Here is a 15,566-nt window from a genome sequence, read left to right as displayed (position 1 = left end):
CCCTCCTCACCAGCCACCGGATTTATCCGTAGCGAATATTAAATCTAAAATCTAAAATCTAAAATCTAAACTCGGATGACTGAAGCCACAACCCCAACTGCCACCCCCACAGATATTCTCAATGCTCGCCTCCCCGGCTGCAAGGATTTGCAGATGCTTGCTGTTGACGAAACGGGAATCATTCAAGAAGTTTTGCCGATGGACGCCGTATTTAAACGGATTTGTCCTCCTCATTTGCAAGTCGTTGATGTAGCAGGCGATTGGATTTCTCTGGGCGGTGTTGACTTGCAGATTAACGGGGCGCTCGGTTTTGCTTTTCCCGATTTAGAAAACGAGCATATTGAAATTTTGCCGAAAATTTGTCAATTTTTGTGGAATCAGGGAGTGGATGCTTTTTTGCCGACTTTGGTGACAACTTCGGTGGATAAGTTTAGGCGATCGCTCTCGACTATAGCTGATTATATCCGCACTGTACAAACTACTGTTGCCACAACCAATAAAGCCAAAACAGCGGAAATTATCGGCGTTCACCTCGAAGGCCCTTTTCTCAACCCCCAGAAGCGAGGAGCTCACCCAGTTGAGTTTTTGTTACCGCTAACTATAGAAAATGTCAAGCAAGTTTTAGGAGATTGTGCCGATATTGTCAAAATAATTACTTTAGCGCCGGAGTTAGACAGCACTGGCGAAGTCATTTCCTATTTGCAAAGTTTGGGAATTTCCGTCAGTCTCGGACACTCCCAAGCGACGGCAGAGCAAGCCCAACAAGCATTTGAGCGGGGAGCTTCAATGGTAACTCACGCTTTTAATGCGATGCCGAGTTTGCACCACAGAGAACCGGGTTTGTTGGGAGCGGCGATTGTTTATCCGGGCGTAAAATGCGGTTTAATTGCTGACGGGAAGCACGTTTCTCCGACAATGATTGATTTTTTGCTGCGCGCTGGTAGGTATGAAAAAGGCGTTTTTTTGGTGAGCGATGCTTTAGCTCCTTTGGGTTTGCCAGATGGTGTTTATCCTTGGGATTCCCGACAAATTGAAGTCAGAAAAGGTACAGCTTGGGTAAGATTAGATTACCACTCAGTCCTGGAATCTGCTACTTTGGCGGGTACAACTCTGCCGCTGTTGGCGGGAGTGCAGAATTTAGTGGAGTGGGGAATTTGCGATGCCGAAAGTGCGATCGCCCTGGCAACTGAATCTCCGAGAAGGGCGATCGGAATTTCGGGAATTATTGGCAAATCTGCAACTCAATTGTTGCGCTGGAATTTAAATGCTGCGACAAAGCAATTGACTTGGCATCGGTTATTTTAACCTGTTATACCATTTTAAATTAAAGAATTGAAGAATTGGGAATGGGCGAACTGGTATCACCCGATCGATTTGAGATTTTAGATGTGCCGTTTGCATCTAAAATCTCAAATCGCCCATCTAAAATCGGTTGTTGCAAGTTGCACATTTTCCGAACCGTATTGCTATATAATATCTAACCGTTGGCAATAAATCAGCAGCAGGCAGATCGATGAATTTGGTAGACGACAAGACTATAGTTAGACAGTATTTTAACTCGACGGGATTCGATCGCTGGCAGCGAATTTACGGCGAGGGCAAAGTCAATAAAGTTCAGCTAGACATCCGCACCGGGCATCAGCAAACGGTGGATACAGTCATCAAATGGCTGCAAGCTGACGGCAATTTGCCCGGGCTTTGTGTCTGCGATGCCGGCTGCGGTGTAGGCTCTCTGAGCATTCCCCTGGCTGAAGCTGGGGCAATTGTTTGTGCTAGCGATATTTCTGAAAAGATGGTAGCAGAAGCTTACGATCGATCGACAGCAGTTCCCGGCAAGCTCTACAACATCTCCTTCGCCGCCCAAGATTTGGAAGCTTTAACCGGCAAATTCCACACAGTGATTTGTTTGGATGTACTCATCCACTATCCTCAAAATAAGGCTGCGGAAATGATCGCACACCTAAGTTCGATCGCCGAATCGCGACTAATTCTTAGTTTTGCACCCAAAACTTTAGCACTCACCGCCCTCAAAAAAATTGGTGAACTTTTCCCAGGCCCCAGCAAAACTACCCGGGCTTACCAGCACCGCGAAGCTGATATTATCAAAATCCTAGAAAACAATGGTTTTGTTATTAACAGAACAGCGATGACTAGCACTAGCTTTTACTATTCTCGCTTGCTAGAAGCTGTGCGGAAATAGGTTAAAAATATTTGCAAAAAAGCTAATTTCTCATCAGCCTAGGGTGCGCCTAGCGCACCTTCCCTTACCAAAGTTACGCAAGTGAACCTCCATACTCTGCGATTGCTTCGCGGCGGCTCGCAATGACAAGTAAGGCACGCACCGCGCACCTTCTATCTCAACAATTAGATGTTTTTCCCTCTTCCTTCTTCCCTCTTCCTTCTTCCTTCTTCCTTCTATCCTTTACATCCGTTACATCCGTTACAGAATCCGTTGCCGAACTTCCCTCTTCCTTCTTCCTTCTTCCTTCTATCCTTTACATCCCGTACATTGCTCGTTGCCGAGCCTCCTTCTGCCCAATTCAATAAATATTATGTCAACGCTAATTTTAGTTCGTATTTTTATAGCAGTCGCAGCGGTATTCGGAGGTTTATCCGTTGCAGGCGGTGCTTTCGCCTCCCACGCTTTAAAAAATCAATTGAGCGATCGAGCTTTAACCATTTTTGAGACCGGCGCCCGATATCAAATGTACCATGCCCTGGCTCTATTACTCGTCGCTTTACTCTTGAGCCGCGCCCAAGAGTCTCAAACATTTTTTGCAGTTGCTGGATGGGCTTTTATTGCCGGCACAATCATCTTTTCAGGCAGTTTGTACGCCCTGAGTTTGAGCGACATCAAATGGCTGGGTGCAATTACGCCGCTGGGGGGAGTTGCTTTTATTGTTGGTTGGGGATGTTTGGCAGTCGCAGCTTTTAGTTTTAAATAGGCAACTGGTAAATTTTGAAGCAATTACCAATTATCAATTACCTAATTATCAAAAACATCCCTGGAAAACAGCTCTGTCAAAGTACGCAAGTAAGGTACAAATACCGTTAAATCTTCAGCAGGAAGCCGCTCACATATTTCCCAAAATAAAATCAGCAGCATATCCTGCACTAACTCCCAACTTACATGAAGTTTCGGGTACAACATCACGCAAATTGGAAACAATTCTTGCTGTACCGGGTGAATGCTACCTTCCAAAACGCACCAGCACAAATAGCTTTGAAAAATCTCGACATCTCGGATACCAGAAATTTTTACCTCGCGATCGCTCAAATACCCGCTGCTGCTGCGGTATCCTTGATGCTGGGCACTAGCTCGATCGTACACTGCACTAGCAATCTGAGTCGTGTGCTGCAACAAATGCTGAACGGCTAATAGAGCTCTTGAATTCGGGGGCTGATTCGCCGCCGCCTCGTTAATCTCTCCGTAGGGAATGTGCAGATAGTCGTCTACAACTTTTAAGTAGGGCGCAAATTCCGCTCTCTCTGACTCCGAAAGACATCCTAACAAGATTTTGCTAGTGTATTGAAACTCCATTGTCACAAATCCCAGCACTAACGGATCTGTCTTTGAGTATTTTCGCCTCACTTTGATAATATCTTTTCCCACCAGCACTGACAAGCGGAAAATAGGTTCTCTATCCGCATAAGCGTCTATTGCTTTCCGATATAAGGTGCGAGAATCGGCGGCAATTTCTAAAGAATTAATTAAACTTGGATCGATCGCGTGTCGCTCTATTTGTGTCTCTAAAAGAGCTTCTACTCTACTCCAAGCTATCTCGCTGGCTAATTTCAGGGTATCTGTCAATTTGTCAACTATGGGGGCTCTATTGCCCTCAAAATTAGTTAAATCTAGGCTTGGGAGAATTTGGCGTGGCGCTTGGTTCTCTCTTGTCGCCACTGTACTGTAATATTTTTTTGCCCAGCTAACTGCGAAGGAAGAAACGCTGACACATTTAGCTTTTGGGAGTTGGTCAATGTCCAGTTCGGTAATACATTGGGACGCCTGACTTGCGCCCTGTTGAAATTGGTCGGCTGCTGGTAAAGATTTTGAAGATATTTGTGAAATACCCGTCATGATAAACCTCGTTTTTTTATTAAGTCGCACCCGATCGATTCCCCTAATTTTTAACGTTGTTAACTACAATTTTCTGCATTTGTACGCTGACCGTCATCAGCCATTACGCTTAAAGCTATAAGCCATTTGGCTCGACTGCCTGCATCTTTTATAAGTTGCACGTTAATAACGTTATTTATTGTGTGATCGATCACCATCACCCTGTGATCGCGATCCTAAGTGATTTTTTTGACCTATAAAGAGGGCTGCAAATAAATTTAATTTGTCTTAAAATCGAATAATTAAAGTCAAGTCTATCTCAAAAAAACTGCTGCTTGAAATACTTGATGTTGGTTTGGGAGCGCTTTGGTCTATCGCCCTAATCTATTAAACAAGCTAAGCTACAGCACGCTCTAAGGGTGACTTTGGTTAATTTATTTCTATAGCTGAATTAGAATTGTATTGTGAGCCTGACGATTGTTATGAAACCCTAAAAAAATTAACAATCGGCTTTTCTAAATAAAAAATTAAATTGGAGATGAGAATCAGATTTATGTGCATTTAGTTAATGCCATTGCCAGGGCAGTTTTTTGTGATCCGTTGTTTAGGAATGAGAATTAAATAACTTAGAATGCGTGATGGTTCTTGTGGGATGGGCACTCTTAGCCCGTCCAGAAAGGGCGGGCTAAGAGTGCCCATCCCACTTTCAAGAGTGTAAATTATTTAATTCGCGATCCTTAGCTTCCCCGTGAAGCGAAGCTATCCCGTAGGGAATCGCCCGCAATTGATCGTCGTCCATTCGATCGACCACCTACCCTTCAAAACCAGAATTAGCGAGTGACTCGCCCGGTAGCCCGCGCATTTTGCCAAATCCGGCGGGTTCGAGTCCTCTGTCGGAGGCCCAAGCCTGTCCCTACAACGAGAGGATTAGGTTGATGCGGGCCCCACGGGCGATCGATCCTCACAAACAGCACGGCCAGTACGTCTTTAAGGCTATGGCTTCGGGTAGGATTAGTAGGACGAGAGGAAGTGGATAAAATGAGCGCTAGCAGCAATTCAACAGAAATTAAGTTCGGAACCGATGGGTGGCGAGGACTGATTGCCCATGACTTTACTTTTGCCAACGTGCGAAAAGTCACCCGGGCGATCGCCAGTTACCTAGAAACCGCTTACACAAAAGACCGCCCAGTTCTAGTCTCCTACGATACCCGCTTTCTGGCAGACGAGTTCGCCCGCACTTCGGCGGAAGTATTGGCAGATTTGGGATGGACAGTGAAAGTGGTCGATCGAGATTGCCCCACACCAGTCATCGCCTACAGCGCCAAGCATCTCAACTCCGCAGGAGCCCTGATGTTCACGGCTTCGCACAATCCCGCACCTTACTGCGGCATCAAATACATCCCCGACTACGCGGGCCCGGCTACCCCGGAAATTACTGATACAATTGTGGCAAATATTGCTGGTGCTTCTGATGCCCCAGCTAAAGGCAGCCACAACGATAAAATCTCCAGTTTTGACCCGAAACCCGAATATCTGAAGTTTCTTTATACTTTGATCGATGTGGAGCGGATTCGCTCTGCTAAGTTGAAGGTGAAGTACGACGCTCTCTACTCGACTTCTCGCGGCTATCTCGACGGCGTTTTGGAACACTGCGGCTGCGATGTCGAAAGTTTTCATACCTACCGCGACGTGCTGTTTGGGGGCGGAATGCCCGAACCCAAGGGGGAACAGTTAGTCGAGTTGGTGGAAGCTGTTAAGAAGGATTCGGCGGATTTGGGTTTGGCTACCGATGGCGACAGCGATCGCTTTGGTATTGTTGACGAGTTGGGAAATGTCTTGACTCCAAACACCGTGCTGTTGCTGCTGGCGCGTCACTTGGTTAAGAATAAAGGCTTGACTGGGGCGATCGTCCGTACAGTCGCAACTACTCATTTACTGGACAATTTAGCCGCCAAGTACGGTTTAACAATCTACGAAACCGCAGTCGGTTTTAAATACATCGGCGAAAAAATGCGCGAAACTGCGGTGCTCATCGGTGGCGAAGAGTCTGGCGGTTTGAGCGTTTTGGGTCACATTCCCGAAAAAGACGGGATTTTGGCTGATATGCTAGTTGCTGAGGCGATCGCCTATGAAGGCAAACCGCTTTCTCAGCTAGTCGAAGAAGCCATTAAAGAAGCCAACGGCCCCCTGTACAACAAACGTTTGGACTTGCACCTAGAAGAAGCCCACAAAGCAGCCGTTTTGGAATCTTTTACCAAGAATCCCCCCACAGAAGTAGCAGGTATCCGCGTTAAGGAAATCGGCCGCAAAGACGGGATTAAACTTTATCTTGAAGACGGTGGCTGGGTACTGCTGCGGCCTTCGGGAACTGAACCCTTGATGCGCGTTTACATGGAAACCAATTCTGTGGAAAAAGAAAGCCAAGTTGCCCAACACATGGAAAAGGTAATTGCCCAGTTAGAACCTGTTTAACTTTCTACCTATTCCAACGGGGGTTTTTCCCCTAGTGCTTGGGATTGTGAGGTGCGCCGAAGCGCACCTTACCTATTTTTGATAACTCTGGCAAAGCCTCTGAACATTAATCATCGATACTGCTGGGCCAGTTACAGCACTTTCCAGGTAAGTGAAGTACAGAGAAACCGGGTTTCTTGAATAAAACCGGTTTCTGGCGAGAAATCCAGAAGAAACCCGGTTTCTGGGGTGTACTTTATAAACCTGGAATCCGCTGTATATATTTGCAATACACTGGGATTTGTTAAAGTTGGGGATTTGTAAATTTATCTATTTATTTTTAATTTTTAATTAATTTAAAAAATTCCTAAATTTTTTCCGAATCTACTTGACTTTTATCCAGATAAAATTGTATATTATTAAATAATGGGGTGTTTGCAAAAATAAAATTTTCACACATATTCCGATTATAAAACAATTATACAAGTTAAATTACTAGCCTGTCAACCGGTTTATGAAAACAATTCCTCTGCTCGCCATTAGTTTTTTAGTAGCAATTTTAGTCAGCGCGATCGGCATTATTTCAGTGCAAAATGCCGCCCCAGTATCCTTAAACTTTATCTTTTTTCAATCGATACAAATGCCCGTAGGAGTAGTATTGGCAATGAGCCTGAGTGCAGGACTGATCGGAGGTGCGCTACTGCAACCGCTGTGGAACCTTTCAGATTCCCAAAACTCGCGTCCTAAATTTCCGGCCACTCCAGAAGAATCTGACACCGTACAATATTAAATATATTTGATCCCTTACAGGGAATATACCTGACCGTCAATCAGCAACCGAGTAATTCCCTTAGCTCGCAAATAAGGCGCTGCTTTTTGCAGAATACTGCTGTCAGGAATCTTGAAAACCCTTTGATTGCGAGTAGCAAATCGGCGGGCCACTCGGTGATTGTCAAACACTGCCAGGGTTTTCTCGCGAATTTCCGCTGCCGGAATTTGACCCAGTTCGCCAAAAGCTTTTAGAGGCCTGGTGATTAACTCTGCCGCCCGATCGACCACCAAATAACAAATTTTGGGCAAAGATGCTTCGCTTAAAGGCAAAACTTGAATTAGTCCTGTACCCCGAAGCTCGTTAGCGAAGCCCTCGAAGAGGAGCGACTCCCCCGACGATAATGAACCCAGGAGACTGCCTTCAGACAGAGAGTCCTCATCCTCTACATCTTCGTCGAAGTCGTCATCTAAATCGTCTTCATCATCCTCATCATCCTCATCCTCGAAATCGCTAAAGTCTTCACCTGCCAGCAGCCCTTCTGCTGGCAGCATTGCCTTTAGTTCACCAGTCACAACAGGGTGGTGGCTTCGATCAGCAAAATTGGCTGCTGGGACATCTGGCACATCAGAAACATCCAATTCTGCAACTGGTTCAGGGACTGATTCAGAACGCTTTCTGATCGTCGGTCTCGAATTTGAGGCTGACTGCTGGAGGGGGGCTGACTCCGACAGGGGAACAGCTACAGGATCGATTTCGCCATCTGCCGATGACTCAGTAGTCGCCTCTGTCGGTTCAGAAACACTTGTGCGATGATCGGACAAACGCTTTTGTTTTTGCTGCACTAGAAATTCGTATTCCGGCTCCGACAAAGCCCCCTGAATGATGCGCCTCACAGTCGAACTGCTCACTCCGTAGCGCTTTGCCAGAGTGATAGTATTCTCGTTGGACTGTCGGTACAGCCTGATGAGTTCGCGTTTGTCTGAATCGGAGAGTTTTGTAGGCGTCATGCCAAGTTTTCCAGCAAAAAGACGTGAAAAGACGCAGGCGAGCAGTCAGCGAACTGTGATTTTTCCTTTTCGATTTCAAGCTCAGAGATGCTGACAATGGCAAAAAAGCTTTCGCGTCCCCATCGCTTGCCAAAGCAACCCCAATCTCAAATCGCTAGGCTGCGCGACGACTGCGCCTGCTCTGGCGAGAACGGGTTGAGATGTCATGTTCCAAGATAGCTCCAATTCCGAACAGGATGGCGCTGAAAACAAAAAAGACTTCCAGCAAACTTCCGCTTTGATAACTACCCTCAGCCTGAGTATCCCGCCATTTAAAGTACATATCTGCGATGTAAAGCGAAAAAGTTGCAGCCGCAATCATTCTCCAAGATTGAGAAAAACGTCCTCCCCAAAACGCCAGCAGCAATGCAGTAGCAATAATCAGCAGAAAAACGTCTCCAACGATGTAAAACAAATTGATTGCATAGGCGTAAGGCGACAGTTGCTTGTCAAGTGCTATTACCCATGCGGGAGTTTTACTTTGTTCTGCTGCTTCTTCTTCTTCTTCTTCTTCTTCGGGTGCGGATTTAGCAGCAGTCGCGGCTGTTCCTTTTACCATTGAGTTGGACGAATTTTCTAAACCAGCCCCTTTTGCTCCTGGCGCTGGCGCAGAGCCTGTCACTACTTCCTGGGTGGCTGCTGGAGACATTCCTAGCTGTAGCCTCCAAGACTCAGGTGCAGCAACCCAGATAGCTACAGCAATCCCGAAGGCTGCAATTCCCGCTAACAAAGCCCACTGCCAAATTTCTAGATTCAGCCGTTTGGAAGTCACAGCGATCACCATGCCCCCAATCAGTACCACATAGCTGCCCAGATAAAAGGCATCTGCGGGGGACACGTCCGGGTCGGCCTCGAAATACAGTTCCCAAATGCCAAATAGCACACCGCCGATAAAATAGAACAGCATCCCCAGACCAATGCCCAGCCAGACGTTGCGCCCGCTGACCATGTGCGGGCTTTGCCAGTTTCTAAAACAGACTAAAGCCGCTCCCAAGTATGCTCCGCATTCAAAAATATAAGTGCCGATCGAGTACCACAGAGGTAAACCCTCTTCTGCTGAGAGGGGGACGCTGAACAGCAAAAAGAACAGCAGCGCCATGACAGCCCAGACAATGCCCACAATCACTAGGGTCTGAGCTGACAGTAAAGATGAAGATGTAGATGACTTTTCTGAAGTGCTACTCATAGGGATTCCACGAGACCTAACTAGCGGTTGAACGCACCCCATCTCAATCTTTGATTGGAGATGAGGATTCTTTCGCCAAAAACCTTAAAAAACCTCGATCAGACGCTTCCGGGATAACTGGCGTCCTCAGTGTGTCGTCGGGGCTTTTGCCCTCGTACACTATAGAAAGACTAAGCAAGAATAATATCTATTTACTAATTCAATAAATTAGTTGTTAGTCGATCTTGTACCCGGAAATATAATGATAGACATACGGTAGATGTCTCCACCCTTAAGGTTTTTACAGTACCAAATCTATCTCTGAAATTATACCCTCAAAGGTTGAGGTATCTGTTTTTTTGCTTTCCCATTCCCCTACTCATATCAATGATTCTAGGTGGGGAATGCGATCGAAACTTAGTTAAATTGCCAGACCATAGGTGGCATCCAAACCGAATCAACAATTTGGTTGGTCAATACAAGTTGGCCATCCAACCTGTATATCGCGTACCCCCTACAGTGCAATTATCTAAGATCCATTATCTCGACCCAATTGTCTGAGCAATTGTCACAGATTTTCTATCCTGCGATCCACAACTTGTTGAGGGCTGATTGTTTCAGCCAATCTAGAAACTGAGTCCGATCCGGTGCTGGCATATCTTGCAGCACATCGCTCACTCCCTCCGCGAAGTCCGTATTGCCAAAATATGATTTGCCCAAGCGGTGGAGTTCTTGCAATAAGGTCTTGAGATGCTGCTCTTGCCAAGGAGGCACCTTGTGATTTTGCAAGGGACTAACGGTTAGCCAGTTTTTTATCGCATCAGGGGAGTCTGCCTGGGGGAAGTTTCCCTGCTGAAATACCTTGGCGATATCTTTCTGAAACGATGTGGCTTGCCTTGCGCCTAAGAGGTCTTCTACATCGAAGTAAACCGCTTGGAGGAGCAGCAGACAAGCCTGCGCGAACAGTGGTGCTTTGGCTGCTTCATTCCCTGCCGGTTCTTCACCGGCAAGCTGATCTAAACGGACTTTTCCCCAGACGCTATATCTATCCGGCTCTTCTAGCAGAACACAGGCTTTGCCTCGGTTGTCGGTTAAGTCCCGCCACAAGGCTCTGGCGTCTTCTGCTTGCTTGCCGTTGAAGGCGCTGATCAGGCGAAAAGTCTGCCCCTGATAATTGAGAATGGGAATTTGTTGATCCCGTTTTGGGTGTTGAAAATTGGTTATTTCAACATCCTGCCGTTTCAGAATAAACATGACACTGCGATTTGACTCCTGTCATGGCCGAGGTGCTGTGCTTTTGACACTCCCGATGCCTAAAGGCGAAGGGATTCTTGATTCAGCGAGTCCACTTAAATTAGCAGGATTGCTCCCGATCACCCAGAGATGGTGCTCTCCTCAAGCGTTCCGATACTTTTTTGCTAACAAATGCTAACAATTATCTAAGCTGAGATTGTCTCTCAGCCTTGGCGTATAAATCAATGCACGAAGGAAAATCCCCCGCGCACAATTTACGACTGCTGTACTGGCAACGCTTGATTTTCGCGCTCGTGCCGAGCAGGCGATTGACTGTTTTGCTTTGATGCCGTAGAGGAAGCTTATATAGAGGCTCCGTACCATCAGGGATTTTCACCTGAGTCTTTCAATCCTAGTTCTACCACATTTTTATCAAATATCAAGTCGAGCAGAATGTTAGCCAACATAACTCAATATCAGCAAATTAGTCATTCTGGCTCAACTCATACCTCAAATCAGGGGACGATCTCTGGTTTTTCGGTAATGTGGTCAGCGTTTTAGGCTTTGCCACTACGGGATGTTAACATAACCAATAGACATCTGGGAAAAAGCACCTGTGACTCTTTTGCTGTCTGAGTTCCGTCTTAATTTGGGGAGATATGCGATCGACCAAATATTGGGGTTTCAACTCGACCTCTAAATACTTTACCCGAGTTCACCAAAAAACGAGGGAGAAGCCCCGGGCTACCGACATGGGGAGGAAAGCGGCTGCGACGACCGTCGCCGTGGAATGATCGCAACTTGAGTCGCAATGATATGATAAGTGCAGCGATTAAGAATAACCATCTACGTGTTGAAACATTTTAGTTTCGGTGAGATTCCGGCACAGTAAGCCACTACTGCATTTGAGCAGTCAGCCTATTTAACTGACAAAAAATATCAAAATGTGGAGCGTACCTATCTGGCATAAGTGATGGACTCCGAAAGCCGAAAAAAGCCAAAAGTATACGCAAAGCTTGGATTCGTCCATGCTGAGTGGGTAGAGGCGCATTGATAACGCCTTTGAAAGTCCCTTTGTGGTCTTATTCAACAATCCCCCTGATTCCTCAGTGGGGAGTATCAAGTCCTACCTAGTTTTGATTGTAAATTTCCAATTGGGCTGTTTGCAGGTGAGTCCCTCCAGCTTTTGTCAGATACAGTCTTGAAGGCAAAGGCACTCTCATCATCTTGGTTTTTTTCCCTAACCATCGCGCTGCAAGCTATATTTTTCTAGATAAAAGCGGTTTCTGCGTAAGTCATCAAATAATTTACTTGCTCGATCGCACACTGCACCGATACAATAATCTTGTTAGCGATTTTTGAGTTGGGTGCGTAACTCAGTTGGATAGAGTAGCTGCCTTCTAAGCAGCGAGCCGCAGGTTCAAGTCCTGCCGTACCCGTTAGGTAATCCTTTTGCGTAGCAAGGGTTTCAGGTTGACTAAGCTACCGAGAGTCTGGTTTTCCGCTCATCTTTAGCTCAGTCCTACTCTTCTAAGTAGCTGAGTATGTCCAAAACTGCCTCCATATCTGCCAAGTTTGCGCCGGACTTTTTGCGTCTGGTCTTCAACTTGTTAAGCAGGTCGGCCGGCTCTGGAAATTCTGCGACGGTCGGAGCCGAGTTTTTATTTGCTTGCCGATCGCGCTGCACTTCCTTGAGTTCTTGCTCCAACATCTGCACCTTCAGTCCTAAATCGCCGTTGCGCTCGTGTAACTCATTCAGTTCCTTATCCCATTCTGCAAGCTGCTTGTTGGCCGCTTTCAATTCCTGCCTGAGTGATTCATCGTTGCCGTCACTCAGGCACTCAATTTTCCCAGCCGTTCCTCAATGGCGGCCATCCGCTCCATCACGGTGTCAAGGCGATCGGCTACAACCTTGTCTACAGTGTCTACAATTTCTGTAGACGCGACGCTATCATTACTTCGTGTAGACAAATCCGTAGACAGTGTAGACACTATAGGTGTAGACAAAGTAGACAGCGCTGTAGACGTGCCTGAGACTTCCTTGAGAATGCGTTGTGCAGTTTGACTAAGCGACTCACTGTCTAGCTTCTGAGCTTCTATCCAGTTCAGGAAGTGACCAGAAGCCCTAAACGATACAACTTGACTTTGACTCATTGTAGACACCTGTATACAGTATTTGTCTACAATAACTGATATCTGTCTACACTGTCAACAGTTTGTCTACAAAACTTGTAGACACGAAAATCCCCCAATTAAGGGGGATGAGATTGAGCCGTTAGTCAGCGGCTTCCAAGTCCTTGGGGTCAAGCCATGTAGTAAAACTTCCGTCGGGCTTTACGCAAGTAATCTCGCCGTATTTACTAATTTCATCCACCACCAACTCTAGACCCGCTAATTGTTCAAGGAAGTCCCTCTAACATCTTGTTGAGTAACGCCGGAGCGATATTCTCACGTACCCACTCTGGGTCTTCCCACTGAGAAGGGTAATATTCACCCTTCTTACGCTTTACGGCTATTGCTTGCCGAACAAGCTCAAAGGCAGCTTCTGTCGCGACACAGAAGTCGTTTGACTCATTAAGTTTGTTTTTGTGTTTTTTGGTCATCGCTTGCTTCAATCAAGTCCTCTTAACAGTCTGCCTACAACTAGCGCAACTGATACCGACACCATGTGTCATATTTTCATCAACGTAGTGCTGGCGAGGTCAAAAGTAGCAAAGTCCATATTCCGCACCCGTTTGTCGAAATCTACCGTCACATCATTGCCCCGAACCTTGATTACCGTACCTTTAACGCCTTCATAGAAAGAACCACCGTCATAGGCAACAACAACCCGATCGCCTTCCTTAAACACTTTGTGTTTATTGGGGGTAGGCACTGGTTTAGCGGTTCCTGTAGTACAGCTCATCATTGAGGACTGAGAGGTTTTAGGAGAAGGTGTAAAAACCTCCCCATCCTCCCCACTAGACCTTAACTCCTTATCTGACAAGGATTTAAAGGTGGGGAGGTTTGTATCCCCACTACCTCCCCATTCCTCCCCACTAGATTGAGTAAACGGGGGGGGAACGTTACTTAGTGGGGATGGTGGGGATACAGTGGGGAGGTATGTATCCCCACTTGTAACCGTTGCTGTATCTACATTCCAGCTTGCTGGGGAGGATGGGGAGGTTTTTGTAAGAGAAAACAGAATGCTTTGACCTTTACTTGTAACCTCCCCATAATTCATGGTTGCCAGTTCTGTAAACCATTCCCGTATTTTTTGTGCGCTTGGACGGTATTTGGCATCAAAGGACTTGCTAACCTCTCGAGCTGTTACCGTGCCCCCCTTGCGTTCTGCCAGCGAGATGATTTTCGCGAGATTGCTTTCAAGCGCATCGGGACTGGAAACCTCAATATTTATGCTCAAAGCTTGCACAGTTGTGTACTCAACCCACTTGATAGCAGCGGCAACTTGGCTAGCAGGAATCTTGGAGGAAACCTCAATTTTCGTGTGTGCAGCGTGGATACAGTGCAGGATGGTTGCGACGCGGCCAACTTTCTCAGCAGCCTTACCTAACATTGCCCGCATCCCTTGCTTGGGATGATTTAGCCGAAGTCGCTGGCAGTGGTTGTAATAGTCCACAAACAACTTTCGGGCTTCCTCATCTAGCTCGAATTGCATCATCGGGATAGCGTCCACATTTTCGTAGAGCGCTTGCAGCATCGGGTTGATGTCAATCTTTGACACACCTAAAGTTATCTGGGTTAAGGCTGGTGGCTGTTGCACAAAGTCAAATCGGGCAAAGGTTCCGTTATCATCGCTGCCATCCCCCAGAAAGGGTTCTAAGACCTTGGGTTGAATGTTTCCATAAATAGAAAGGGAGACAGCACCGACGTTAACGGTAGTGCCGGCTGCACGTGCCACCACAGCACCGTTACCGCTCCAACATTCCAGCAAGTCCTCTTTGTCACTTCCCTTGCCACTGCGGTACTGGTTGGCTGATTTAAAAAATCCTGCAAGCTCATCGCACAGCCAGAGTATTCCTTGAATGGGATTCCGGCCTACCATCCCTGCTATTCCCTCCCATGTACCTTTAGTGATGTAGGGAATTGTCTCTACAGGGGCATCAGGCGCGGGGCCCTTGTTCTCATCCTTGCTGTTTTTCCATTGTTCAAGCTCCTCTTTGTAGGCTTTTTCTTGGGCATTGAACTTCTCCTGATTCTTTTGCCTCATTGCTGCTAGCGGGTCTGTAATCATGGCGTTCAATACCGGAGTCTTCATCTGGCTTGACTCAGCGATAAGAGCCCCGAAGTAGCCAAAAGTCCGACACCGATACCTGTTCCATTCCTCCACAAGCATGGTGCTACTGCCATTTTTCAAGAATCTTGAGACACCAGAAATTAGTGCCAGCGCGTAGCATTCAGGCTTGAGGTTCATGCGTCGCGCTACTTCTTCGATCGGAGCGGCCAGAGATTCAGGGAAGATTTCGGAGAGTTTGACGCTAGCAGACTTGGAGGCAAGTAGTTGTTCAATTCCGATTCTCGTGTCTTCCTTGTTGGCTTCTTGCTCTGACTCTTGTTCAAACTCGCGGTAAATTTTCCAGACATCGGCAGAGTTGAGACGGTATTTTTGAGCCAGCTCGGAGATTTTAAGCTGTAACTGAGATTTCTTGAGGTCGGACTCTAGCAGTGTTTCAATCTCTCCCCCTAGCTCCGAGATGTGGGGAACTTGAAATGGTTCAGGACGGACAACTTTTGCTGTTGCCTGCGGGGGAGTTGCGAAAATTTTCTTCTCTCCGATCGCCGCTGTTATGTCGCTGACCGAAAGTTTCTCGTGCGTAATCCAGTCGAAAATATCGAGCC

13 protein-coding genes and 1 tRNA gene are annotated in these 15,566 nt (G+C 46.7%); 6 read left to right on the top strand and 8 right to left on the bottom strand.

Going from position 1 to position 15,566, the window contains the following annotated elements:
* Positions 1-75: 75 nt before the first annotated feature.
* The 3 genes from nagA (at position 76) to QUB39_RS25690 (ending at position 2,945) form a co-directional block, all read left to right on the top strand.
* Entirely contained in the window at positions 76-1,305 is a 1,230-nt protein-coding gene (gene nagA, locus QUB39_RS25700; protein ID WP_333211985.1) for an N-acetylglucosamine-6-phosphate deacetylase, read from the top strand.
* 208 nt (positions 1,306-1,513) lie between these two features.
* A complete protein-coding gene (bchM, locus tag QUB39_RS25695) occupies positions 1,514-2,200 on the top strand; it encodes a magnesium protoporphyrin IX methyltransferase (RefSeq protein WP_333055861.1) in 687 nt (228 codons plus the stop codon).
* Between the two features lie 352 nt (positions 2,201-2,552).
* Complete coding sequence (locus tag QUB39_RS25690; protein WP_333211983.1) at positions 2,553-2,945, top strand: DUF423 domain-containing protein; 393 nt, start codon at positions 2,553-2,555, stop codon at positions 2,943-2,945.
* A gap of 41 nt (positions 2,946-2,986) precedes the next feature.
* Here QUB39_RS25690 and QUB39_RS25685 read toward each other — a convergent pair whose 3' ends face one another.
* Entirely contained in the window at positions 2,987-4,081 is a 1,095-nt protein-coding gene (locus QUB39_RS25685; RefSeq protein WP_333055859.1) for a hypothetical protein, read from the bottom strand.
* Positions 4,082-5,098: 1,017 nt separating this feature from the next.
* Between QUB39_RS25685 and QUB39_RS25680 the strand changes: the two genes are divergently transcribed.
* Both QUB39_RS25680 and QUB39_RS25675 read left to right on the top strand, forming a co-directional pair.
* On the top strand, positions 5,099-6,532 hold the full coding sequence (locus QUB39_RS25680) for a phosphoglucomutase/phosphomannomutase family protein (protein ID WP_333211980.1): 1,434 nt from the start codon (positions 5,099-5,101) through the stop codon (positions 6,530-6,532).
* 493 nt (positions 6,533-7,025) lie between these two features.
* On the top strand, positions 7,026-7,301 hold the full coding sequence (locus tag QUB39_RS25675; RefSeq protein ID WP_333055858.1) for a LapA family protein: 276 nt from the start codon (positions 7,026-7,028) through the stop codon (positions 7,299-7,301).
* A gap of 14 nt (positions 7,302-7,315) precedes the next feature.
* Here the strand turns inward: QUB39_RS25675 and QUB39_RS25670 are convergent, their stop codons facing one another.
* From QUB39_RS25670 to QUB39_RS25660, 3 genes are all read right to left on the bottom strand, one after another.
* Positions 7,316-8,290 carry a hypothetical protein gene (locus QUB39_RS25670; RefSeq protein ID WP_333211978.1) on the bottom strand — a complete coding sequence of 325 codons (975 nt, stop codon included), beginning with the start codon at positions 8,288-8,290 and terminating at the stop codon, positions 7,316-7,318.
* Positions 8,291-8,444: 154 nt separating this feature from the next.
* Positions 8,445-9,515 (bottom strand): hypothetical protein, encoded by a 1,071-nt coding sequence (locus tag QUB39_RS25665; protein ID WP_333055856.1) that lies wholly within the window; start codon positions 9,513-9,515, stop codon positions 8,445-8,447.
* 558 nt (positions 9,516-10,073) lie between these two features.
* Positions 10,074-10,748 (bottom strand): Npun_F0813 family protein, encoded by a 675-nt coding sequence (locus QUB39_RS25660; protein WP_333055855.1) that lies wholly within the window; start codon positions 10,746-10,748, stop codon positions 10,074-10,076.
* A 1,344-nt stretch (positions 10,749-12,092) separates the two neighbouring features.
* On the opposite strand from QUB39_RS25660, the gene QUB39_RS25655 reads away from it, so the two are divergent.
* A tRNA-Arg gene (locus tag QUB39_RS25655) sits at positions 12,093-12,166 on the top strand.
* An 83-nt stretch (positions 12,167-12,249) separates the two neighbouring features.
* On the opposite strand, the gene QUB39_RS25650 is transcribed toward QUB39_RS25655, so the two are convergent.
* The 4 genes from QUB39_RS25650 to QUB39_RS25635 all read right to left on the bottom strand — a co-directional run.
* Positions 12,250-12,528: a flagellar alpha dynein gene (locus QUB39_RS25650; protein ID WP_333055854.1), complete on the bottom strand. Its 279-nt coding sequence runs from the start codon at positions 12,526-12,528 to the stop codon at positions 12,250-12,252.
* Between the two features lie 32 nt (positions 12,529-12,560).
* The gene (locus QUB39_RS25645) at positions 12,561-12,881 is read right to left on the bottom strand and encodes a hypothetical protein (protein WP_333055853.1); all 321 of its coding nucleotides are present in this window, start codon (positions 12,879-12,881) and stop codon (positions 12,561-12,563) included.
* Between the two features lie 245 nt (positions 12,882-13,126).
* Positions 13,127-13,330 carry a hypothetical protein gene (locus QUB39_RS25640; protein WP_333212863.1) on the bottom strand — a complete coding sequence of 68 codons (204 nt, stop codon included), beginning with the start codon at positions 13,328-13,330 and terminating at the stop codon, positions 13,127-13,129.
* 68 nt (positions 13,331-13,398) lie between these two features.
* A partial coding sequence (locus QUB39_RS25635) for a DUF3987 domain-containing protein (protein WP_333212865.1) occupies positions 13,399-15,566 on the bottom strand: 2,168 nt, incomplete at its 5' end.

Origin of the sequence: Microcoleus sp. AT8-B5 (genome assembly GCF_036705565.1) — a bacterium.
Classification (GTDB): Bacteria; Cyanobacteriota; Cyanobacteriia; order Cyanobacteriales; family Microcoleaceae; genus Microcoleus.
This window is presented reverse-complemented; position numbering and strand designations above follow the sequence as displayed.